At 69.2% G+C, this 23,494-nt stretch carries 20 protein-coding genes; 12 read left to right on the top strand and 8 right to left on the bottom strand.

Going from position 1 to position 23,494, the window contains the following annotated elements; genetic code table 11:
• Positions 1 to 3 precede the first annotated feature (3 nt).
• The 10 genes from G6032_RS00560 (at position 4) to zapE (ending at position 12,726) form a co-directional block, all read left to right on the top strand.
• On the top strand, positions 4 to 1,614 hold the full coding sequence (locus G6032_RS00560) for a carboxyl transferase domain-containing protein (protein ID WP_165280180.1): 1,611 nt from the start codon (positions 4 to 6) through the stop codon (positions 1,612 to 1,614).
• Between the two features lie 11 nt (positions 1,615 to 1,625).
• Positions 1,626 to 2,444, top strand: coding sequence for an enoyl-CoA hydratase-related protein (locus tag G6032_RS00565; protein WP_165280181.1), 819 nt, complete (start codon positions 1,626 to 1,628; stop codon positions 2,442 to 2,444).
• Positions 2,441 to 4,450, top strand: a complete 2,010-nt coding sequence (locus G6032_RS00570) for an acetyl-CoA carboxylase biotin carboxylase subunit (protein WP_346763728.1) — start codon at positions 2,441 to 2,443, stop codon at positions 4,448 to 4,450. Before G6032_RS00565 ends, G6032_RS00570 begins: the two co-directional genes overlap by 4 nt.
• A 1-nt stretch (position 4,451) precedes the next feature.
• On the top strand, positions 4,452 to 5,354 hold the full coding sequence (locus tag G6032_RS00575; protein WP_165280182.1) for a hydroxymethylglutaryl-CoA lyase: 903 nt from the start codon (positions 4,452 to 4,454) through the stop codon (positions 5,352 to 5,354).
• A gap of 63 nt (positions 5,355 to 5,417) precedes the next feature.
• Positions 5,418 to 6,185, top strand: a complete 768-nt coding sequence (locus tag G6032_RS00580) for an SDR family NAD(P)-dependent oxidoreductase (protein ID WP_165280183.1) — start codon at positions 5,418 to 5,420, stop codon at positions 6,183 to 6,185.
• 54 nt (positions 6,186 to 6,239) lie between these two features.
• Positions 6,240 to 7,901, top strand: a complete 1,662-nt coding sequence (locus G6032_RS00585; RefSeq protein ID WP_165280184.1) for an electron transfer flavoprotein-ubiquinone oxidoreductase — start codon at positions 6,240 to 6,242, stop codon at positions 7,899 to 7,901.
• 12 nt (positions 7,902 to 7,913) lie between these two features.
• On the top strand, positions 7,914 to 8,663 hold the full coding sequence (locus tag G6032_RS00590) for an electron transfer flavoprotein subunit beta/FixA family protein (protein ID WP_165280185.1): 750 nt from the start codon (positions 7,914 to 7,916) through the stop codon (positions 8,661 to 8,663).
• Positions 8,660 to 9,619, top strand: coding sequence for an electron transfer flavoprotein subunit alpha/FixB family protein (locus G6032_RS00595; RefSeq protein ID WP_165280186.1), 960 nt, complete (start codon positions 8,660 to 8,662; stop codon positions 9,617 to 9,619). The genes G6032_RS00590 and G6032_RS00595 overlap by 4 nt, the downstream gene beginning before the upstream one ends.
• Before the next feature lie 45 nt (positions 9,620 to 9,664).
• Positions 9,665 to 11,617: an acetoacetate--CoA ligase gene (locus tag G6032_RS00600; protein ID WP_165280187.1), complete on the top strand. Its 1,953-nt coding sequence runs from the start codon at positions 9,665 to 9,667 to the stop codon at positions 11,615 to 11,617.
• Entirely contained in the window at positions 11,617 to 12,726 is a 1,110-nt protein-coding gene (gene zapE / locus G6032_RS00605; protein WP_165280188.1) for a cell division protein ZapE, read from the top strand. The genes G6032_RS00600 and zapE overlap by 1 nt, the downstream gene beginning before the upstream one ends.
• On the opposite strand, the gene G6032_RS00610 is transcribed toward zapE, so the two are convergent.
• The 8 genes from G6032_RS00610 to G6032_RS00645 form a co-directional block, all read right to left on the bottom strand.
• Positions 12,714 to 13,148: a CrcB family protein gene (locus G6032_RS00610; protein WP_206211721.1), complete on the bottom strand. Its 435-nt coding sequence runs from the start codon at positions 13,146 to 13,148 to the stop codon at positions 12,714 to 12,716. The genes zapE and G6032_RS00610 overlap by 13 nt on opposite strands.
• Positions 13,145 to 13,576 (bottom strand): CrcB family protein, encoded by a 432-nt coding sequence (locus tag G6032_RS00615; RefSeq protein WP_165280189.1) that lies wholly within the window; start codon positions 13,574 to 13,576, stop codon positions 13,145 to 13,147. Before G6032_RS00615 ends, G6032_RS00610 begins: the two co-directional genes overlap by 4 nt.
• A gap of 4 nt (positions 13,577 to 13,580) precedes the next feature.
• The gene (locus G6032_RS00620; protein ID WP_165280190.1) at positions 13,581 to 16,493 is read right to left on the bottom strand and encodes a M14 family zinc carboxypeptidase; all 2,913 of its coding nucleotides are present in this window, start codon (positions 16,491 to 16,493) and stop codon (positions 13,581 to 13,583) included.
• 56 nt (positions 16,494 to 16,549) lie between these two features.
• Positions 16,550 to 17,281, bottom strand: coding sequence for a hypothetical protein (locus G6032_RS00625; protein WP_165280191.1), 732 nt, complete (start codon positions 17,279 to 17,281; stop codon positions 16,550 to 16,552).
• Positions 17,278 to 19,653, bottom strand: coding sequence for a hypothetical protein (locus tag G6032_RS00630; RefSeq protein ID WP_165280192.1), 2,376 nt, complete (start codon positions 19,651 to 19,653; stop codon positions 17,278 to 17,280). The genes G6032_RS00625 and G6032_RS00630 overlap by 4 nt, the downstream gene beginning before the upstream one ends.
• A 93-nt stretch (positions 19,654 to 19,746) precedes the next feature.
• Positions 19,747 to 20,256, bottom strand: a complete 510-nt coding sequence (locus G6032_RS00635) for an exonuclease domain-containing protein (RefSeq protein ID WP_165280193.1) — start codon at positions 20,254 to 20,256, stop codon at positions 19,747 to 19,749.
• Positions 20,257 to 20,293: 37 nt separating this feature from the next.
• The gene (locus G6032_RS00640) at positions 20,294 to 20,764 is read right to left on the bottom strand and encodes a hypothetical protein (RefSeq protein ID WP_165280194.1); all 471 of its coding nucleotides are present in this window, start codon (positions 20,762 to 20,764) and stop codon (positions 20,294 to 20,296) included.
• Positions 20,765 to 20,846: 82 nt separating this feature from the next.
• Positions 20,847 to 21,515, bottom strand: coding sequence for a hypothetical protein (locus tag G6032_RS00645; RefSeq protein ID WP_165280195.1), 669 nt, complete (start codon positions 21,513 to 21,515; stop codon positions 20,847 to 20,849).
• Positions 21,516 to 21,631: 116 nt separating this feature from the next.
• Here G6032_RS00645 and G6032_RS00650 point away from each other — a divergent pair, with 116 nt between their 5' ends.
• Positions 21,632 to 22,831, top strand: coding sequence for a histidine kinase (locus G6032_RS00650; RefSeq protein WP_165280196.1), 1,200 nt, complete (start codon positions 21,632 to 21,634; stop codon positions 22,829 to 22,831).
• Positions 22,828 to 23,460, top strand: a complete 633-nt coding sequence (locus G6032_RS00655) for a response regulator transcription factor (RefSeq protein WP_165280197.1) — start codon at positions 22,828 to 22,830, stop codon at positions 23,458 to 23,460. Before G6032_RS00650 ends, G6032_RS00655 begins: the two co-directional genes overlap by 4 nt.
• Positions 23,461 to 23,494 lie beyond the last annotated feature (34 nt).

The raw sequence follows: 23,494 nt of genomic DNA on the forward strand, positions 1-23,494 counted from the left end.
CCGATGGCCGTGCTCTCCACCGCGATCCGCGCCGGCGCAGAGGACTTCGTCGCCAACCGCAAGCACATGGAAGCGCTGGTCGAGGATCTCCGCCGGCAGGTGGCCCACGCGGCCCTCGGCGGCGGCGAGCGTGCCCGGGGCCGGCACGCGGACCGCGGCAAGCTGCTGCCTCGCGAGCGGGTGGACGCCTTGCTGGATCCGGGCAGCCCGTTTCTCGAGCTTTCGCCCCTTGCGGCCCACGGGCTCTACGAGGACCAGGCCCCTGCCGCCGGCATCATCACGGGGATCGGACGGGTGTGCGGGCGCGAGGTGGTGGTCGTCGCGAATGACGCAACCGTCAAGGGCGGCACCTATTTCCCCGTGACGGTGAAAAAGCACCTCCGCGCCCAGGAAGTCGCGCTGGAAAATCACCTGCCCTGTATCTACCTTGTGGACTCAGGCGGTGCATTTCTTCCGCTGCAGGACGAAGTCTTCCCCGACCGTGATCATTTCGGGCGAATTTTCTACAACCAGGCGCGCCTTTCCGCCGCCAACATCCCGCAGATCGCCGTGGTGATGGGATCCTGCACAGCGGGCGGAGCCTATGTGCCGGCGATGTGCGACGAGGCCATCATCGTGCGCAACCAGGGCACGATCTTTCTCGCTGGACCTCCGCTCGTGAAGGCGGCGACCGGCGAGGAGGTCGACGCGGAGACGCTCGGCGGGGGCGAGGTGCACAGCCGCATCTCCGGCGTCACCGACCACCTCGCCAACGACGACGCCCATGCCCTGGCCATCGCGCGCGAACTGGTGGCGGCGCTCAACCGGGTCAAGCCGGCCCATGGCGAGGTGGCGGACCCGGTCGCGCCGCTGTACCCGCTCGACGAGGTCTACGGCATCGTGCCGCAGGACACCCGCTACCCTTACGAGGTGCGTGAAGTGATCGCCCGGCTGGTGGACGGCTCCGCGCTGACCGAATTCAAGCCGCTGTACGGCAAGACCCTGGTGTGCGGCTTCGCCCATATCCACGGTTATCCCGTGGGCATCCTGGCCAACAACGGCATCCTGTTCTCGGAATCGGCCCTGAAGGGCGCCCATTTCATCCAGCTGTGCAACCGGCGCGGCGTGCCGCTGGTGTTTTTGCAGAACATCACCGGCTTCATGGTCGGGCGCAAGTACGAACACGCGGGGATCGCCAAGGACGGCGCCAAGATGGTCAACGCGGTGGCCACCGCCACGGTGCCGAAGCTGACCGTGGTCATCGGCGGTTCCTTCGGCGCCGGCAATTACGCCATGTGCGGACGCGCCTACGGCGGGCGCTTCCTCTGGACGTGGCCCAACGCCAGGATCTCGGTCATGGGCGGGGAGCAGGCCGCCAGCGTCATGGCCACGGTGCGCCGCGACGGGCTCGCCGCACGGAACGAGGAATGGCCCGCCGAAGACGAAGCGCGTTTTCGCGCGGGAATCCGCGAGCGCTACGAAACGCAAGGCCATCCCTACTACGCCACGGCCCGCTTGTGGGACGACGGCGTCATCGATCCCGCCGATACCCGCCGGGTGCTCGGCCTGGCCCTGTCCGCGGTCCGCAATGCGCCGCCCGCCGCGGAAACCCCTTACGGCATCTTCAGGATGTAACGGCACTTCTCATGGCACACAACGTCTTGCTTGCAATCGATCCGCGCGGCGTCGCGACGCTCACCCTCAACCGGCCGGAGGTCCACAACGCCTTCGACGCGGCACTGGTCGGCCGGCTCACGGAACTGCTCGTGGAGCTGAAAAGCCGGCCCGAGGTACGGATCGTCGTGCTGACCGGCGCGGGGGCCGCTTTCTCGGCCGGTGCCGATATCGCATGGATGCGCTCCATGGCCAGCTCGGACGAGGAAGACAACGTCGAGGATGCGCTGCACCTTGCGGACCTCATGGCGCTGTTGAACTCGATGCCCATGCCGACCGTCGCGTGCGTCAACGGCCATGCCTTCGGCGGCGGAGTCGGCCTGATCGCCTGCTGCGACATCGCCATCGCCAGCAACGAGGCGCGTTTTGCGCTTTCGGAAGTGCGCCTGGGACTGGTGCCCGCCGTCATCAGTCCCTACGTGCTGGGGGCCATCGGTGAACGCAACGCACGCCGGCTGTTCCTGAGCGGCGAGGCGATGAACGCGAAGCTGGCGCGCCGGGTGGGACTGGTCCACGAGATCGCCAAGCCGAACAAGCTGGAGGACGCCGTCGAGGACCAGATCGGGATGCTGCTGAAGGGCGGCCCGATCGCCCTGCGCGAAAGCAAGGAACTGATCTTCACGGTAGAAGGGGGACGGATCTCGGCGAGTGACGCCCTCAGGCACCGCACGGCGCAGATCATCGCCCAGCTGCGCGTCTCTCCGGAGGGCCAGGAAGGCCTCAGCGCCTTTTTGCAGAAGCGCCCGCCCGTCTGGGCTGCGCCAGTGACCGCGGAGCAGGATGCGGAGTGACCCACGAACTGCGCCTGCGTCGCCTGTTGATCGCCAATCGTGGCGAGATCGCCTGCCGCATCATCCGTAGCTGCCGCCGGCTCGGCATCGAGACCATGGCGGTCCATTCCACGGCCGACGCGCGCGCGCGACACGTGCGCCTCGCGGACACGGCGATCGCCATCGGCGGCGCCGCACCCTCGGAGAGCTACCTGGACGGCAGGCGGATCATCGAGGCCGCACTCGCCGCCGGCGTCGATGCGGTCCATCCGGGCTACGGCTTCCTGTCGGAGAACGCCGGGTTCGCGCAGGCCTGCACCGAGGCCGGCCTGTTGTTCGTGGGACCCCGCGCGGAAACCATCCGGCGCATGGGCTCCAAGAGCGAGGCCAAGAGCGTCATGGAGGATGCAGGGGTGCCCGTGGTGCCGGGCTACCATGGCGCGGAGCAGTCCGCCGGACGGCTCGCGGAACTTGCGGCGGGGATCGGCTTCCCGCTCCTGATCAAGGCCTCCGCGGGCGGCGGCGGCAAGGGGATGCGCGTGGTGCGCGCGGCCGCCGAGTTTCCGGAAGCGCTCGCGGCGGCGCGCCGCGAGGCCGCCAAGGCCTTCGGCGACGAGCAGGTCATCCTGGAACGCTTCATCGAGCGGCCACGGCACGTCGAGGTGCAGGTCTTCGGCGATCGCCACGGCAACATCGTCCACCTGTGGGAACGCGAGTGCTCGACCCAGCGGCGCTACCAGAAGGTCATCGAAGAGAGCCCCTCGCCGCTGCTCGACGAGACCACGCGCGAGGCGATCACCGCGGCCGCGGTCGAAGCGGCGCGGGCCGTGGATTACCTGAACGCCGGCACGATCGAGTTCATCTGCAGTCCGACACGGGAATTCTGGTTCATGGAAATGAACACGCGGCTGCAGGTCGAGCACCCGGTGACCGAAATGGTGACCGGGCTCGATCTCGTCGAATGGCAGTTGCGCATCGCCGCCGGGGAGCCTCTGCCGCTGGCACAGGCGGAGATCCCGCGTCGCGGCCACGCCATCGAGGCGCGGCTCTACGCCGAGAACCCCGCCACCGGCTTCACGCCGTCCAGCGGCCGAATCCGCCGCCTGCGCGCACCCGAGAAGCATCCGGCCATCCGGCTCGATTCCGGTGTCGATGAGGGCGACGAGGTCAGCCATCACTACGATCCCATGCTGGCGAAGCTCATCGTCCACGGCCTCGATCGCGCGGAATGTGTCGGACGGCTGCGCGCGGCGCTCGCTCATACTGCCGTGGCCGGCGTGGAAACCAACCTGCCGTTGCTGCGCGCGGTCGCGGCGCACCCGGTCTTCGCCGCCGGCGAGATCGACACCGGCTTTCTGGACCGGGACCTCGAAGAGGTGCTGTGGAACGTGCCGCCGCCGCCCCTGCCGGCCCTCACCGCCGCTGCCTGGCGCATCGCACGCGACCTGCCGCGGCCGACGACACCGAGCGACCCCTGGTCGCCGTGGGCGCTCGGCGACGGCTGGCGGGCCACCGGCGCGGGTGGCCTGCCGGTGCGCCTGCTGGACGCCGCAGGCCGAAGACACGAGCTGCGGCTCGAATTTCGCGAGGTCGGGATCCGGGTCCACTACGGCACGCACCATCTCGACGCCCGGCTCATCGACCTCGGCGCAGGTCGCGTGCAGGTGGAGGTCCAGGGTCACATCGACGACGCGCTGGTCACCGCCGACGCCGGGCGCATATACGTGGGCCTCGACGACCACGGCTGGGATTTCGTCGTGGAGCCGCTGCATCCCGTCGCAACGGCGGCCGGCGAGGAGGATGCGCACCCCGTTGCGCCGATGCCCGGCACCATCGTCGCGATCAGGGTGAGTGCGGGTGACCGGGTGAGCGCCGGCGATGCGCTGTTGATCATGGAGGGCATGAAGATGGAACTGACCCTCGCGGCGCCGGTGGCGGGCGTGGTGGAACGCGTGCTGTGCGCGGTCGGGGACAGCGTCGAGGCCGACGCCACGCTGGTGGACATCCGGCCGGACGAGACCGAGTGACATGACGTTCCCCGCACGCGTCCGGGTGGTCGAGGTCGGGCCGCGCGACGGGCTGCAGAACGAGCCCGGGGTCGTTCCTGCGGCCGTCAAGATCGAGTTCATCGAGCGGCTTGCGGCCAGCGGCCTGCCCGCCGTCGAGGCCACCAGCTTCGTCAGCCCGGGCTGGATTCCCCAGCTTGCGGATGCCGAGGAGGTCTTCGCGGGCCTGCGACGGCGGCCCGGCGTCAGCTACCCCGCCCTCGTGCCGAACCTGAAAGGCCTGGAGCGCGCCCTGGCCGCCGGCGTCGAGGAAATCGCCGTGTTCACGGCTGCGTCGGAGACCTTCAACCGGAAGAATATCAATGCCTCGATCGACGAGAGCCTGGCGCGCATCGAAGCCGTCGCCGGGCCGGCGCGGGCCCGGGGGCTGCGCGTGCGCGGCTACGTTTCCTGCGTGCTCGGATGCCCCTACGAGGGCAAGATCGCCGGGGAACGCGTCGTCGAGGTCGCCCGTGCGTTGCTGGCACTCGGCTGTTACGAAGTCTCGCTCGGTGACACCATCGGCGTCGGCACGCCGCTGGCGGCCCGACGACTGCTCGAATCGGTGGCCGCGGCCTGCGGCATGGAACGCCTCGCGGTGCATTTCCACGACACCCGCGGCCAGGCCCTGGCCAATATCTACGCCTGCCTCGAGGCGGGCGTGGGCGTGGTGGACGCCTCGGTCGCGGGCCTTGGCGGCTGCCCTTATGCGCAGGGCGCCTCCGGCAACGTGGCCACCGAAGATCTCGTCTACATGCTGCAGGGCCTCGACATCGAGACCGGCATCGACCTGCCGGCGCTGGTCGGCGCCGGCCGGTACATCTGCGGCGAACTCGGCCGCGAGCCCGGCAGCCGGCTCGGCCGCCTGCCCGACTGTCGATCCTGAGCTTCCGCGGCGCGCGCCGCCGTGGAACGACCCATACTCCCGTGGAACAGAGGAAATGTACGAATGGAACTCAGCAGCTTGAAAGCCGTCGTCTCGGGCGGCGCTTCCGGTCTCGGTCATGCGGTGGCGCGGCGGATCGTCGCGGATGGCGGCCGGGTCGCGATTCTCGACGTGAACGAGGCGCAGGGCCGTGAAGCGGCCGAGAAACTCGGCGCAGCCGCGCGCTTCTTCAGGACGGACGTCAGCAATGACGCCGACGTCATCGCCAGCGTGGACGGCGCGGCCGAGGCCTTCGGCGGGATCAATCTCGCCGTCAGCTGCGCCGGGATTCTCGGCGCCGGCCGGGTGCTCGGCCGTGAAGGCCCGATGGCCGGCGAGTATTTCGCCAAGGTGATCATGGTGAACCTCGTCGGCACGTTCCAGCTCGCCAAGGCCGCCGCCGCCCGGATGCAGCACAACGAACCCAACGAGGCGGGCGAGCGCGGTCTCATCGTGAACACCGCTTCGGTCGCGGCCTTCGAGGGCCAGGTCGGCCAGGCGGCCTATTCGGCGTCCAAGGCGGGCGTGGCGGGGATGGCGCTGCCGCTGGCACGCGAGTTCGCCCGCCTCGGCATCCGCGTCAACACGATCGCGCCGGGCATCTTCCTGACGCCGATGATGGAAAGCATGCCGGAGCACATCCAGGCATCCCTCGCGGCGCAGGTGCCGTTCCCGTCACGACTCGGCCGGCCTGAAGAATTCGCCGACCTGGTGGCCTGCATCTGCACCAACACCATGCTCAACGCCGAGACGATCCGACTGGACGGCGCAATCCGCATGCAGCCCAAATAGCAGCATGGCTAAGGTAAAATTGAGCGCTGGCCCGGAATCACGAGCAGTACGCCCATGAGCGAGCAAGGCAACGAGACGGAGCGCGACGTCATGGAATATGACTTCGCCATCGTCGGCGGCGGGCCGGCCGGGCTCGGCTGCGCCATCCGTCTCAAGCAGCGCCTCCCCGACGCCAGCATCTGCCTGCTCGAGAAAGGCTCGGAGATCGGTGCGCACATTCTCTCGGGCTGCGTCATGGAGCCGCAGCCGCTCGACGAGCTGATGCCGTCGTGGCGCGACACCCCGCCGGCGATCTGCGTCCCGGCCGGGCGGGACGAGTTCCGCCTGCTCACGCGGAAACGCTCCTTCCGCCTGCCGACGCCCCCGCAGATGCACAACGCCGGCAATTTCATCGTCTCCCTTGGGGAGCTCTGCAAGCAGCTGGCCGCGCATGCCGAGTCGCTGGGCGTGGAGGTGTTTCCGGGGTTCCCGGGACGCCACGTCCTCGTCGAGGGCGAAGGCGCCGAGGCGCGCGTCATCGGGGTGCGTTGCGGTGACATGGGGGTGGAAGCCGACGGCACGCCCGACGGCCACCCGGGCGCCAACTTCGCCCCGGGCGTGGATATCCATGCCGGCACGACGATCCTCGCGGAAGGTTGCCGCGGCAGCCTGGCGAAGCAGATGATCGCGCGCTTCGGCCTGGACCGGGACGCGATGCCACAGACCTACGGCCTCGGTTTCAAGGAGTTGTGGCAACTCCCCGCCGGACGCACGACCCCCGGCCTGATCCAGCACACCGTTGGCTGGCCGATGGACAATCACACTTACGGCGGCAGCTTTCTCTATCACCTCGACGAGGACCGGCTGTACATCGGCTACGTGGTCGGGCTCGATTACGCGGACCCGCGTTTCTCGCCTTTCGAGGCCTTCCAGCAGTTCAAGCATCACCCGGAGATCGCGGCGCTGCTCGAAGGCGGCGAAATCGTCTCTTCCGGGGCTCGCACGATCATCGAGGGCGGCCTCCAGGCGCTGCCACGCATGGACATGCCGGGCGCCCTCTTGATCGGCGATGCCGCAGGAACGCTCAATGTCCCCAAGATCAAGGGCGTGCACCAGGCACTGCGCTCGGCCATGCTGGCTGCGGACCACCTGGCGGACAGCGGTTCGCCGGCCGGCTTCGATACCGCCTTCCGCGCCTCCGCAGGCGGCCGGGAACTGCACAAGGTACGCAACATACGACCCGGTTTTTACCGGGGGCTGTGGCTCGGCATGGCCAACGCCGCGCTGGAGACCGTGCTCGGCGGACGCAGCCCCTGGACGTTGCGCACCCACGCGGACTGGGACAGCCTCGAGACGCGCGCCCAGGCGAAAGCGCACGGCGAGCAGGCGGCGATGGCGGCCGACTGGCAGGCCGAACGCACCCTGCCGCCGCGCGACCGGCTGGCCAGCGTGTATTTCGCCAACACGGCGCACGAGGAATCCCAGCCGGTGCACCTGCGCGTCGCCGACACGTCGATCTGCGCCACGCGCTGCGCGGAGGACTACGGCAATCCCTGCACGCGCTTCTGCCCGGTCGGCGTCTACGAGATGGTGGACGACGGCGAAGGGGGACGCCGGCTGCAGATCAACGCCTCGAACTGCGTCCACTGCAAGGCCTGCGACATCAAGGACCCCTACCAGATCATCGACTGGGTGACGCCCGAGGGCGGCAGCGGGCCGAATTACCAGACATTGTGACAAGGAACTGAAATGAAAATCCTGGTCGGCATCAAGCGCGTCATCGACTACAACGTGCGCGTGCAGGTGAATCGCGAAGGCACGGGCGTCGTCAAGGACGGCGTGAAGATGAGCATCAACCCCTTCGACGAGATCGCGCTCGAGGAAGCCCTGCGCATGAAGGAACGCGGCGCCGCCACCGAGGTGGTGGTGGTGTCGATCGGCCCGGAGGCCGCCCAGCAGCAACTGCGCACCGCGCTGGCGATGGGCGCCGACCGCGCCCTCCTGTTGACGTCGGACGAAGAGATCCAGCCGCTGACGGCCGCTCGCGCGCTGCTCGCCGTGGTCAAGGAAGAAGACCCGGGGCTCGTGCTGCTCGGCAAGCAGGCCATCGACGACGACGCCAACCAGGTGGGGCAGATGCTGGCGGCGCTCTGGGACCGGCCGCAGGCGACCTTCGTGTCCGCGCTGGAGTTCGACGACGGGAGCGCGAAGGCGACGCGTGAAGTCGACGCCGGGCTGGAGACCATCGAAGTGGACCTGCCCGCCGTGATCACCGTGGACCTGCGTCTCAACGAACCGCGCTTCGTGAAGATGCCGGACATCATGAAAGCCAAGCGCAAACCACTCGACATCCGGCCCTTCGCCGAGCTGGGCGTGGAGTTGCCGCCGCAGCTGGAAACGGGGCGTTACGAACCGCCGCCACGGCGCCAGGGCGGCGTCAAGGTCGATTCCGTCGAGGCGCTGGTCGCCGCCCTCAAGGACAAGGGGCTCCTGTCATGAGCACTGTATTGCTGATCGCCGACCACGACGGCAAGAACCTCAACACGGGCATCGCGCGCTCGGTGGCCTGCGCGCGACAGCTCGGCACGGTCCATGTCGCCGTGTTCCATGCGCCGGACGAAGATGCGGCCTGCGCGGCCGCCGCGAAACTCGACGGGGTCTCGCGGGTGCTGTCGATCAGCGACCCGGCCAACGAAGGCCCGCTGGCCGCCGTGCTTGCGCCGCAGGTGGCGGCGCTCGCCCGCGAACATGAAGGCGGGTACGACTACGTGCTCGCCCCCTCGACGACTTTCGGCAAGGACCTGTTGCCCCGGGTCGCGGCCCTGCTCGGCGTCCCGCAGGTGTCCGACCTGATGGAAATCATCGACGCACGCACCTTCAAGCGGCCGATCTATGCCGGCAACGTCATCACGACCGTCAAGGTGCCCGAGGGCATCCCGGTCCTCGCCACGGTGCGCATCGCGTCGTTCAGCGCCGTCGACGCCGGCGGGGATGCACCGATCGTCTCGGCCTCGACGAGTGCCGAACTGCCCACGCACACCCGCTACATCGGGCTGTCCGCGGCCGGCGGCGGCGACCGGCCGGACCTGCAGAGCGCGACGCGCGTGGTCGCGGGCGGCCGCGGCGTGGGCAGCAAGGAGAACTTCGAAATCATCTATCGCCTCGCCGACAAGCTGGGCGCCGCGGTGGGCGCGAGCCGCGCCGCCGTGGACGCCGGCTACGTGCCGAACGACATGCAGGTGGGCCAGACCGGGAAGATCATCGCGCCCGACCTGTATATCGCCGTGGGGATCTCCGGCGCCATCCAGCACATGACGGGCATCAAGGACGTCGGCTGCATTGTCGCCATCAACAAGGACGGCGACGCGCCGATCTTCGAGGCGGCGGACTTCGGCCTGGTCGGCGACCTGTTCCAGCTGCTGCCCGCCCTGGAGAAGGCGCTGGACGGTTCCTGAGCCGTCACCCGAGCGAGTGCTTTTCATGTACCACGGACTCCTCCGATGACCGACGCGCCCCTCTGGCAACCCTCCGCGGCGCGCATCGAAGGCGCCCAGGTGACGCGTTTCATCAGGTCCGTGAGCGGCGTGCTCGCCCCGTCCCTCGAGAACTGGGATGCGCTGTGGCAGTGGAGTGTCGACCACCCGGAACACTTCTGGCCCGCGGTGTGGAAGTTCTGCGCAGTGAGGTCGTCGCGCCATTGGGACGTGGCGCTCGAAAACCCGGACGCGATGCCGGGGGCCCGCTGGTTCACTGGGGCCCGTCTCAATTTCGCGGAGAACCTGCTGCGCTTCGACGATGACCGGCCGGCGCTCGTATGGCGCGGCGAGGACGGGCAGCGGCGCACCTGCACTTACGCGGAGCTCCACGTGCAGGTGGCCCGGCTCAGCGATGCCCTGCGGCAACGCGGCGTCGGCCCCGGGGATCGCGTCGCGGGCTTCCTGCCGAACTGCCCGGAGGCGGTGATCGCCATGCTCGCGACGACGAGCCTCGGCGCCGTGTGGTCGTCCTGCTCGCCCGACTTCGGCGTCCAGGGGGTCATCGACCGCTTCGGCCAGATCCGTCCCAAGATCCTGTTCACCGCCGACGGTTATCGCTACAACGGCAAGGCCATCGACTCCCTGGCGCGGATCCGCAGCGTGCTCGAAAGGATCGAGGACATCGCGCACGTGGTGGTGGTGCCCTTCCTGGAAGCCCGGCCCGACACCTCGGCGCTGCCGCGAGCCGCGGCCTGGGCTGATTTCCTGTCTCCGACCGGGCGCCTGGAATTCGCCCAGCTGCCCTTCGATCATCCGCTTTATATCCTGTACTCGTCCGGCACCACCGGCGCCCCCAAGTGCATCGTGCACGGCGCGGGCGGCACCCTGCTCCAGCACCTCAAGGAGCACCGCCTGCACACCGACATCGGCCGGGACGACGTGCTGTTCTACTTCACGACCTGCGGCTGGATGATGTGGAACTGGCTGGTCTCGGGGCTGGCCAGCGGCGCCACCCTCGTGTTGTACGACGGCAACCCATTCCATCCCGGCCCGGAAGCCCTCTGGAAAATGGCCGAGGAGGAAGGCGTCACCGTCTTCGGTACGAGCGCCAAGTATCTCGCCGCCGTCGAAAAGGCCGGCTACGAGCCTGCGCGGCACCACCGGCTGGCGCCATTGCGCGCGATCCTTTCCACCGGCTCCCCCCTGATGCCGGCCTCATTCGATTTCGTCTATCGCCACGTCAAGGCCGACCAGCAACTGGCCTCCATCTCCGGCGGCACCGACATTGTGTCCTGCTTCGCGCTGGGCAGCCCGGTGCTGCCCGTGTACCGGGGCGAACTGCAATGCCGCGGCCTCGGGATGGCGGTGGCGGTGGTCGACGAGGCGGGCCGGCCGCTCGTCGATGAACCCGGCGAACTGGTCTGCACGCGGCCCTTTCCGTCGATGCCGGTCGGCTTCTGGAACGATCCGGACGGCAGCCGCTACCGTGCCGCCTACTTCGAGCGCTTCGAGAACACCTGGCACCACGGCGACTGGGCGCGCCTGACGCCGCATGGCGGGCTCGTGATCTACGGGCGCAGCGACGCCGTGCTGAACCCCGGGGGCGTGCGCATCGGCACCGCGGAGATCTATCGCCAGGTGGAGGACTTTGAGGAGATCGTCGAATCGCTGGCGATCGGCCAGGACTGGGGAGACGACCAGCGCATCGTCCTGTTCGTCCGCCTGCGTGACGAGCTGGTGCTGGACGATGACCTGCGACAGCGGATTCGCCGGCGGATCAGGGCCAACGCCACACCGCGGCACGTGCCGGCGAAAATTCTCCAGGTCGGCGACATTCCCCGCACGCGCAGCGGCAAGATCGTGGAACTCGCGGTCCGCGACGTCGTGCACGGCCGGGCTGTCAGGAACACGGCCGCGCTGGCGAATCCCGAGGCGCTCGAGGAATTTCGCGACCGGCCGGAACTCGCAGGCGACTGATGGACGCCGCCGACAGCGCCCGCCTCCCGGTGACCCCGCTGGCGCGTTACGAGGCCGAGATCGCACGGCTCGGCTGGGTGGCGGATCCTCACCAGGCCGCCGCGGTGGAACGCCTGGACGCGTTGCACCACGCGCTCGTGACGGCGCCGCCACGCAAGAAGCGCCTGTTTCGCAGAACCCGGCCCGTCGCGCCCGTGCGCGGGCTTTACCTGTGGGGCGGGACCGGGCGCGGCAAGACCTGGCTCGTGGATCTCTTCTACAAGTGCCTGCCGTTTCGCGAGAAGATCCGGCGGCATTTCCACCGCTTCATGGCCGATGTGCACGCAGAGCTCAGGGCGCATGCCGATCATGCCGATCCGCTGGAGAAGGTGGCCGACCAGCTCGCGGGGCGCGCCCGGGTGATCTGCTTCGACGAATTCTTCGTTTCCGACATCGCCGACGCCATGATTCTCGGCCTGCTGTTCGAGAAGCTGTTCGCGCGCGGCGTGACCCTCGTGGCCACCTCGAACGTGGCGCCCGAGGACCTCTACAGGGACGGACTGCAACGCGCCCGCTTCCTGCCCGCCATCGAACAACTCGAGCGCCACACCGAAGTCTTCCCCATCGGCGGGGATACGGATTACCGCTTCCGGCTCCTCGAGCGCGCCGAGATCTACCGCGTCCCCCTCGGCGACGCCGCGGAGCGCGGGCTGGAAAAATTCTTCGCGGACGCCGCGCCCGAGGATACGCGCAACCACGGCGACCTGCGCGTGCTGGGGCGCACGATCCCCGTGCGCTGCCGCGCGGATGGCGTGGCGTGGTTCGATTTCGTCCCACTGTGCGGCGGGCCGCGCAGCCAGGCCGACTACATCGAGATCGCACGCAGCTTCCACACCGTGCTGGTGTCCGGCGTGCCGCAGTTCGGCCCCGACAACGACAACGAGGCGCGCCGCTTCATCGCGCTCGTGGACGAGTTCTACGAGCGCAAGGTGAAGCTCATACTGTCGGCCGCGGTGCCGCCGGCCGTGCTGTACACCGGCTCACGGCTCACGTTCGAGTTCCAGCGCACCATCAGCCGGCTCGAAGAAATGCGCAGCGCAACCTACCTGGCCGCACCTCACCTGCCCTGATACGCCCGTCGTGCCAGGGCGAAACCGGCCCAGGCCGCGCCCAGCCACGCGAGCGCGGAGCCGAGCGCATAGGCTCCGGCCCATCGCCAGCCCGATACCTGGAGAGCCCCCAGGGTCTCGAGACCGAACATCGAGAAGGTCGTGAAGCCGCCGCAGAAGCCCGTCATGAAGAACAACCGGGTGGGCACGCTGTGCGCCCACGGGCCACCCGGCGAGACGAGCGAGGCATAGGCGCCGACCAGGAAGGAACCGCTGAGGTTTACGATCACGGTGGCCCAGGGCATGTCGCCGCCCTGGTCCGCCAGGAGGCCGGACAGGCTCCAGCGCAACGTGCCGCCGAGTCCGCTGCCCACCGCGACCGCCAAATAACCCGGCCATCGATCGCGCCTGGATGCCGCTTGCATGACAGGCGTATCGCTCACCACCCTGATCCCGACAGCCATGCGCCGACCGAGACGCCCGCGGCGACCGCCGGCAGGCACAACCCAAGCGACAACCCGATATTTGCGGCGACGGCCCGCCAGCGGCCTGCATGTGCCAAAGCCAGGCTCTCCAGGCTGAAGGACGAGACCGTGGTGTAGCTGCCGAGCACCCCGATGCCGAGCAGCCACCAGGCCGTGCCGGGACTGCCACCGGCCAGTCCGCCGGCCAGTCCGCCCGACACTCCGCCCGCCAGCCCGCTCGACAGGACGCCCGCCAGCACGCCGATCGCCAACGCGCCGCTCATGTTGACCGCGAGCGTGTGCCACGGGAAGGCGGTGCCGAAGCGGCGCGCCACGCATGCGCCGAACCACATCCGCGCGACGCCGCCCAACGCACTGCCGACGAGGATGGCGGCGAGCTCGGACATGGTGCTAGGGCAATGGCACCGGCCGGCTTGCGCCCATCCCGGGCCCGAGGACCAGGGCGTTCTCCAGCACGCGCATCGCGCCGAGCTGGGCCGCACGGAAGGCCGGGGCGCTGGCGAACAGGATCACCTGCCCGCGACCGATCGACTCGCGGGTCACCCAGGCCGACGACGCGATCCGGTCGCGTGCTTCGGGCCATAACAAGCCCGACATGCGCACCTGCAATGCCTGGCCTTCGGGCACCGGGGCCCAGTTCAGGGTGGCGGCGTCGGTGTCCGCCGGCCGGTAGACCCCGATGCGCATGGGCGCCTCGATCGGGGGGGTGGACATCAGTATCGGCGAGTCGGAATACAGCACGGGCAGGACGGGCCCGACTCCGGCCGTCAACCAGTGTCCCGTGTCCACGCGGGTGCCGACGAGCGCGCCCGAGGGCATCAGCATGGCTTGCCACGCGTCGAGCCGCGCTCGCGCCTCGGGCTCGGCAAGCCCGTCATCGGCGCCCCACGGCGGACTGTCGCCCGGTGTCGCCTCGCGGCCCCAGGCCAGTTCATCATCCGGCAGGGGCCGGCCGGCCAGCCATTCCCGGTGAATCGCGTCCTGGTAGGAAGCGACGTCGCCGTCGATCACGTCGGAAAGCAGGCTCGTCGCCACCCAGGTCGAGTCGGCATCCGCCAGTTCCCGCGCGGAATGGCCCACCGCCACAAGAGTGCCGCCGGCGCGCACCCAGTCAGTCAACGCCGTCACGAGCGCGTCGGGCAGCGGCGCCCGTCCAAGCCGTTCGGGCAGGTAGATCACGTTGTAACGCCTGAGGTCGAAACTGCCGGCGCGCTCCTCGTCGAGGTGGCTGTGGCGAATGCCGATGCGATGATCGAGCAGGTACCAGGCGGCGCCGAAATCCAGCATGTTGGTCTGGCCGCGCGACAGCAGGGCGATCTGCGGCCTGGCCAGGAGGCGCCATTGCTGCCCGCCGAGATCCGCGAGGTCGCCAGGCGCGCGACCGTGTGTAATCACGTGCAGGCGGATCCCGAGTTGCGCAGCCACCTCGCGGGCGTCCTCGCGCCAGCCGTCGCCGTCGCGATTGTCGTCGCGCGTCAGGGCGATGGAGCCGATCGGCAGCGCATGGTCGCCGAGTTGGGAGGGTTCCCGGTTGGCCCGCACCGCGTGACCCCGCTCCATCATGCGGGCCGCGAACGCCAGCGCCCGGTCATCGGCACCGGAGACCGCCAGCCCGATCATGGCCGGTTCGCTGGTCGCCGGAGGCGTCGCGGCCGTCTCGGCGCCAGGCCACTGGATCGCCTCCAGGCCGGCCTCCAGGTGCTGCGGCACGGTCAGGGCGTCGAGGCCGAACATCATCGAGACGTTCCAGGCGGTCGTGTCGTAGATCGTGCTGCGCCCGCGCTTGAGCACCTGCTCGCGTTCCGTGGCCAATGCCTGTGCGGACATGCGGGGATCGAATTCGAACATCGCGGCGAGCACCCGGCCCTCGGGCTGCCGGTTGCGCAGCACGATGCTGCCTGCAGGCAGTTCATGGTTGCGAAGTTGCCGGCCGAACTGGTCGGTGGCGACGCCGACGCGCAGCGCGCGGGTCAGGCGGTGCACTTCGAAGCCCTGGATCCGGACCAGGTCCAGCAGGTCGTTGAGCCGCCCCGCGTTATCGGTTGGCAGGACGACGAAACTGCGGTCGGCATAGGGCCCGCGGGCGGAGGCCACGTTGGCGCGATCCGTGACGAAGGTCTCCAGCATGTTGCGCCGCTCGCGGCGCAGCGTCTCGAGGTTCGCGAACGAGGAGATGACCTGGTGGTGGACCGACTGGCGATAACTCAACAGGCCGGCATGACGCTGCACCCCGTCCTCCGCGATGCGCGCCTGCTCGTAGAGAATGCCGTGCGCGCCGCGCAATCCGGCCCAGGCGTCGCTGTAGCCCGGATACCAGTCTTCGTGCCACTCGCCGGAATAATACGGGTACCCGAAGCGGTCGAAGGCGCGCGCCTGGTCGGTCGCAAAGACCTGGCCGATGACCTGGCGGTAAGGCGGATGGTTGGGGTTGTGCGGCTCGCGGGACGGCGAGAACAGGTAGGTGTCCTGTGCGCCCATCTCGTGCGCGTCTATGTACAGCAAGGGCCGCCATTCCAGGAACGCGGCAATGCGCCCGCGGGTTTCCGGGTGGCGCGCATAGATCCAGTCGCGGTTGAGATCGAACAGGTAATGATTGCCGCGACCGTAGGGCCAGTATCCCGTGTGCAGCGTGGACTGGTCGTCCACGTTCGGCTGCACGCCGCGGGTCTCCGCCATGCTCTTCACGAAGCGCTCCCGGCCGTCCGGGTTCTTGTTCGGGTCGATGATGACCACGAGCTCATCGAGCAGGCGGCGCGTCGTGTCCGAGCGGTCGGCGGCGAGATGATGGATCACGGTGAGCGCGGCATCCGAGCCGGAGGTCTCGTTGCCATGGATCGAGTAGCCCAGCCAGGCGACGCCCGGCAGGGTGTCCAGCAATTCGTCACGCCGCGCCGCGCCGAGTCCGCGCGGATCGGCGAGGGCCGCCATGCCTTCCTTGATGCTTGAGCTGCGCGCCAGGTTCTCCGGGCTGGATATGACCAGGTAGACCAGCGGCCGCCCGCCGTAGCTGCGCGCGTATTCGGTCAGCTCCACGCGTGGCGAGGCCTCGGCCACCGCCCGCGCATAGGCGACGATCTGCTCGGAGGTCGCGGCGCGCCGACCGTTCTCGGCAGCCGTGAACGCGTCCGGCGCAGGCACGGACGGATCGTGGTCGGCGCCGTCCGGGTACAGCGACTCGCCGTATGAAATGCCCTCGAGCGGTGAAGGCCCTGGCGCCGGATAGGGTGTCTCGGCGGCCGGCGCCGCGACGGGCAACAGGATCATCCACAACGACGGGAGCGCGATACGCACCAGGTTCAGCATGGTTCGGGTTCCGGAATCAGGGGAGACCCCGAAAGTTTAAGACACCTGGGCGCAAACTATCGAGCGCGCATGCGTACAGCGCCGCTGCGCACCCCGTCCGAGACCGCGATATCGAGCGCCATCGCCTCCGTCGAGACCACCAGTTCCCCTGCGCGCCCGGCACCCAGCGCCAGGCCGGTCTTCGCGTCATGCACATGCAGCAGGACGAAACGCCCCGGATCCCAGCGGATTCCGACCGCATCGCCCGGGCGTCCCTCCACCGACAGGCCCTCACCGCGCTCCAGCGCAGCCTCGAGTCCGGCGCGTGAGAGGCGGGCCTCGCGCGCCCATTGGCGACCGTCCGCTGCAGTCAGTTCGACCCGGGCGAGCTGCGCGGCGCCCCCCGGGACCTCCGCGACGAACATGAACCGGCGCGCCGGACCCGGGGAAACGGCGACCAGCGCCGCGGCGCCGAAGCGCATGGCGAACAGCTCTGCACCGGCGTCATCGAAACCGCGCAAGCGGTAGGGTGCTGCGGATTCGAGCGCAGAAGGATCGGGGTCGCTCGGACCGGCGGTGACCACCACCGGGTCGAGCCCGAAGGCCTCCGTATCGATCCGGCCGCTCAACATCACGCGCTCGTCCCCGAGGCGACGCTCGAGCGACCAGGCGTCGTCACTCATGGTTCCGGCCGCATGCTCGCCGTGCGGCGGCGCGTTGCAGGCGGCGAGCCCGATCCCGCTGGCCAGGAGGAGCGCCGCCCACGGGCTGCGTTTGAAGCCGGGCCGACAACGTGCCGCCGGGATCACTTCTCCTGCCACTGCGGCGTCGCACGCATCGTCTGCACGCCATCGGAAAACAGGAGCTCCGGTTCGGTCCCGGCGACAGCCTCGGCCGACAGGCTCAGGTCGCCGCTGCGGCCGATCGCCATGATGTGGCCCGAGCGACGGTCGCGCAGCATCGCCACGGGGCTTCGCGCCCTGTCCCAGCGCACGCGCAGGCCGCCGCCGGGCAATGCATCCTGCCGCACCGCCTGCATCGCCTCGCTGGCCTTCGCGGGCGCGGGACCGGAGCCTGCGGCCGCTTCCAGGACATGGCTGGCGCGCCCCTGCGGACCGGCCAGCTCGATCGTATGCAGGGCCGCAAAGTCGGCCTCCGCCAGCGGGACGAAGTAGGAGAAATGTCGCGCCGCAGGATCCGCGGCATGCGGGACGGTCACGCCGGCGAATGACAGGTCGAACACGACGCGCCCGTCTGCCGCGAGGCCCCGCAACCGATTCGGGCCGTCTTCGTCCGGCAACACCGGCGCGGCTTCCAGGCGGAACGCCGGATTGAGCTCCACTCCGTTCGCGCCGGTGCGCCCCCACAGCAGCAGACCCGGGCGAGGGAGGGCGTCGGCATCCACCGCCGCCCCTTCGTCCCCGGCGACCGCCAGCGGATCGTTGCGGCGCCAGTCGAGAATGCCCTGGTAGGTGTAGTCGCTCGTCCAGCGGGGCCGGCAGTAGCCCATGTAATCGCTGAAGTCGGACGCGCTGCGCAGAAGCCTGTCCGTGACGTCGTAGCCGGGCATGACCGTGGCGCCTCCGGGATAGGGAAAATTCGGGTCCGGGGAATCCGGGTCGCCGCAGGGAGCATGCATCCGGCCCAGGTTATGCCCCAGTTCGTGGGCCACCGTCTCGGCCGCGCCCGGGAGGTGGTCGAAACTCAGGGCGCTGCGAAAGGAGCTGGATGGGAATGATGGACGGAAAGCAATGCCCGAAATAGGCAAGCCGCTGACGCGCGGGATGATGCCGTGATAATAGCGATCACCGGCCGACTCCAGGCTTCGCGCCGCCTGCAGGTCGGACAGCAGCTGGCCGATGGCGTCCTGGTCGGTGAGGTCCGCATCGGTGACGAAATTCGTCCCGCGCAACTCCGCCTGGATCTCGGCCGTGGGCAACCAGCGACGTGTCGAGGCCAGGAAATTCTCGACGTTTTCCGGAAAGATGCCGCCTGTCCGGCCGTGGGCCGTCGCCTCGATCGGGATGAACAATATCCGCAGCGGCGCGAGCGTTCTCACCTGGACCGGGGCTGCGCCGCTGCCGACCGGGAAACGCATCGAGTCCCGCGAACTGACCGTGACCAGCTCCTGGGGATCCGCCACCACCTCGAGGCTCATTCCGGGGCGGATCTCGTCCCCGGTGAGCGCGAGGTTCCAGGTCTGCACCACCGACGACAGGTCGGGATCGGTCGGCACGCCGCTCAGCGGCGCTGGAATGATCTCCGTCCACAGCGGCGCGCCGTCCTGGAACAGCCGGACGCGCACCTCCGGACGCGCAGTGTTGCTGCGGTTCGCTTTCAGCATGACGCGTAGAAGGCCCGGGCGCCCCGCCACGAGATCCACATCGCCGCTGGGGCTCTGGGTTCCCTGGTTGATCTGCACCGATTCGATCGAAAGAGCGAGCGCCTCGAGCGCCTCTGCCGTGAAGACGACGTCGGGGAGGCCCGGATACACGGCGCGCACGACGTTGCTGCCGGGATCGGACCCGAGCGTCCAGGCCTGTAACGTGGCCACCCCGGCGGCACTGGTCAACGCAGGACTTCCCGAGATCGATCCGCCGCCCTGCTCCACCACGAACGACAATGTTTCGCCGGGGATCGGGTTGCCGAAGGCATCCAGCACGCGCACCGCGGGCGGCTGGGCAACCGCGCCGCCCTGCTCTCCCGACTGGGCCAGGCTGCTGACCGCCTCGAGTCGATTCGGCGGACCCGGCATCGCGGCGACACTGAAACGTTGCTCGCCGCCGCCGGTGGCTGTCGCCACGAGCACCTGCGTGCCCGCCGCACCGCCGAGTGTCCATGCCGACGGCCGGGCCCGGCCGTCGGCGCCGGTGACGGCCGTGGCCGGCGAGACCGAACCGCCCGGCTCGACGCGGAAACTGACCGTCACGCCGCCGATCCCGGCGCCGCTGCCGTCGACGACCCGGATGCCGGGCACGACGCCCAGCGGCTCGCCGACGGTTCCGGTGCTGTCGCCGGCGACATCCGCCACCATCCGCTGGACTGATCCGATCGAGTCGGCCTCTCCGCCGCCGCCGCCACCACCGCCGCCACACGCTGCGAGCAGCGTGAAGACGGCCAGCGAGGCCACGCCCCGCCGCCAGGCGAATCGCCGAAGACCGGGTTCTGCAATCGTCTTCATTGCACCATTCTCCCCACGAGCGCCGCCCGCTACCTGTTACACATCACATTTTTCGACCGTGGGAGGGCGTCAAGATTCAATCAACTCGACGATTTACCGTGTCGGCGGGCACCAGCCGGACTCCAGCGCGCGCACCAGGATGCGTGCGCAGGCCGACGCGTCGGATGCCGCATCATGATGCCGGAGCGGAATATCGAGCGCCCGGCAGACCAGCGGCAGCTTCGTCGGGTAGATGCCCCAGACCTGGCGCGCGACCTGCACCGTGCACAAGAAGGGCGTATCGACGGAGGCCAGCCGGTACGTCCGGCAGCACGCATCGAGCACGCCGCGATCGAAAGGTGCATTGTGCGCTGCGAGCCAGTCCACCTCATGCAACCAGGGCTCCAGCCGCGGCCAGGCCTGGTCGAACAGCGGCGAACCCGCGACGTCGTTCCAGCACAGGCCGTGGATATGGGTGAACACGAATTCCGGCTCCGGAGGCCGGATCAGGAAGGCGTCCTCGGCGACGATGCGCCCGTCCTCGATCAAGGCCAGCCCGAGCGCACAGGCGCTGTCGCGGGCGTGGCTGGCGGTCTCGAAATCGAGCGCAAGTATGCGTGTCACGAAGTGCCCCCTGGGCCTGAGACCCGTTACGCCGACCCTAGCCGGGCTGCTTGCGCAACACCATGGGGAAAGGCAGTTCCTCGTCTTCGGCCGGCAACAGTTCGAGCAGGTCGTCCTCGACCCGTCCCCTGATGGACTGGGACTCACCGTCCCCCGTCATCTCGATCGTCAGGATGTCGTCGGCGGCGGACCAGGTGCCGTTCACCGTTTCACTCTCGCCCATCATGCTGGTGGTGCTCACGGCCGTCCCGTCGTCATTGAGCACCAGCGTGATGCGCAGCGCCTCGAGCATGCGCGAACCCATCAGCGCCATGCCGGCTTCCATGGCCTGGCGTTCCTCGTCGTCTTCGATGCTCGCGATCTCCGCCTCGATGGCGGCCTTGACGATGGCCGTATCCAGCTCCCAGGTGCCGGCATACCGCGTCGCTTCCGACTGGCCGCAGCCGGACAGGCCCACGGCGAAGACCAACAGCAGGATGGCCGGCAACGGCGTGGCGAGGCGTCTCATGTTCGGCATCCCGTGGCGCGTATCGCGTTCGCCGCCAAGCATAACGTCCCGCGCGACGGGGAGGAAATCGAGTCCCGTCGCGCTATCGGCCGAGCCGGAGATAGCGGCGATTCAGCCACCAGCTCGCGGCCAGCGCGACGGCAAGGGGACCGAACCACGCCAGGTAATTCAGCAGCCGGCCGTCCGCTTCGGGCAACACGCTGCGCAGCCCGATCGACATGAAGGCAATGTGCGTGGCCACGCCGTTGCCGATCATCGCGCCGAGGTGCGCTTTCAGCCACCACCGGCGATCGTCGCGGATCCGCCGGCGGATCCGCAGTGCATCGAGGCCGGCCAGCACACCGACGGCACCGAATACCATGAGCAACGCAGCACCCCGCACGACACCGAGCACGACGATCCCCGCCCCGCCTGCGAGCACCAGCCAGGTCAGGAGCCAGTACACCGGGCCGGCGTAGCGCTCGGGGTGATGACGATCCCGGATGGCCCGCCAGGCGCACCAGCAGGTCCAGCCCACCAGCGCCAGCAGGAAGCCGAAGAACGCCGTCGCCACCGGCTTGCCGGCTGCAGCGAAGCCGGCCACCAGCGGGATGCCCGTCAGGATGATGCCCAGCATGGCGCCCAGGTAGATTCGACCCGACCAGATGTGCGGCCGGCTGCCCTTGCGTGCCAGGGCGGCGATCCAGAACGAGGACAGTGCGACCACGCCGGTGGCGAGATGCAGATCGATGGAAGCGGCATGGAGGTTCATGTGTGTTCTCCGCGGTGGACGGCCGTCACTGTGCCGCTCCCGGCCGCTCTCCGCAGGTGCCATTGGTCACTCGCCGGGGGTGCCGAAAGTCACTTTATGCGCGCAGGCTCTTGCGCATGTGTCGTCCTCGCAGCAACCTGCTGCGCATGAAGCATCCGCAGGAGTCGCTTGTTGCTGCACGGCCGCGGCCCGGGCCGACCGGCTTGCCGCTGCTGATCGCGGCGCTCATCACCTGGATGGCCGTGTGGGTGCAAGTCGTCGCGCAACTCGCATCCCGAGACCCCGCACTGGCGTGGCCGGCGCGCATCGCGCTGCTCGCCTTCATGGCTTGCTTCACGCTCACCGTGTACAGCGAACGCCCCGGGCGCGTCGCCCTTCGCGACCTCGGCCTGCTGGGCCAACTGGTCGCGATCACCGTGCTGCTGGCGCTCGGGCCGAGCGGCACCGCAGCGATCCTGCTGATCCTGCTCGCCGCGACCATGACCCTGCGTTTCTCGCTGCCGGTCGAGCTCGCCTTGCTGGCGACGATCAACCTCGGCCTGCTGGGCATCATGACCTGGCACTGGCACTGGCCGCTGGGATCGGCATTCAGCGCCTGGGTCGCGTGGCTCGGCTTCCAGGCCTTCACCGTGCTGATGGTGCGTTACGCGATCCGTGCGGGCCACCTGGCGGAGGAACTGCGGGTGGTGAATGCCGGCCTGCTGGCCACGCGCCTGGTGCTCGATGAAACGGCGCGCGACCAGGAACGGCTCCGCGTGTCGCGCGAACTCCACGATGTGGCCGGCCACAAGCTGACCGCGCTGAAACTCAACCTGCGTCGCTTGTCGGGCGATCCGGCACTGGGCGAGCGCGAGGAGCTGCAGGTCAGCGCACGCCTCGCGGATGAGCTGCTGGACGAGTTGCGCGCCCTGGTCCGGCAGTTGCGGATCGGGGACGGCCTCGACCTCGAGGCCGCACTGCGCCGGCTGGCGGAGCCGCTGCCGCGTCCCCGCGTCGAGATCGAAATCGGGCCCGGCGCCCGCGTGCCCCGGGCCGAGCAGGCGATGGCTTTGTTGCGGGCGGCCCAGGAAGGCCTCACCAACGCGGCGCGCCATGCCAATGCCGCCAGGGCCTGGATCCGGCTGCAGCGGCAAGATGCCGGTATAGAGTTGATCCTGGACGACGATGGCAGGGTCCGGTGGCCCGTCGCGCCCGGTAACGGCCTGGAGGGCATGCGCGAACGGCTCGAGCTGCTTGGCGGCCGTCTCGACCTCTCGGTGTCCCCGCGTGGTGGCCTGCGGCTCACCGCGTGGCTGCCCCTGGAGGCGCCGGCATGAGCGTCATCCGGGTGGCGCTGGCCGACGACCAGGCCCTCGTGCTGCAGGGCCTTCGAGCGGTGATCAACGACCTCGAGGGTATCCGGGTGGTCATCGAGGCGGCAAGCGGCGCAGCGCTCTTGGACGCGCTCGGCGATACGCCGGCCGACGTGGTGGTCTCAGATGTCCGTATGCCCGGCATGGACGGCCTGGCCTTGTGCCGCGAACTGGATGCGGCCGGCGGGCCGCCGGTGGTGCTGCTGACCACCTTCGACGAGGATGGCCTGGTGCTGGAGGCGGCGGCGGCCGGGGCGCATGGCTTCATGCTGAAGGATGCCTCTCCGGAGGATCTCGCGGAGGCGATCCGGCGGGCGGCGCAAGGCGAGCGCTGCCTGCAGCCCGTGACCACGGGGGCGCTTCGCGAGCGCTTCGCCTATCACGACGAGGCGCCCCCGACCGACACTTTCACGCCGCGGGAGATCGCCGTGTTGCGACTGATGGCCGGCGGCTACTCCAACCGCGAGATCGCGGCCTCCCTGTTCCTCGCAGAAGGCACGATAAAGAACTACGTCTCGGATATTCTCAACAAGCTCGCCACGCGAGACCGGACGCGAGCCGTGCTGAAGGCGATCACGCTGCGCATCATCTGAGGTCCCGTGATCCGCGCCGTCACGCGGATCCGGC

This window comes from Wenzhouxiangella sp. XN24 (genome assembly GCF_011064545.1).
Lineage (GTDB): Bacteria > Pseudomonadota > Gammaproteobacteria > Steroidobacterales > XN24 > XN24.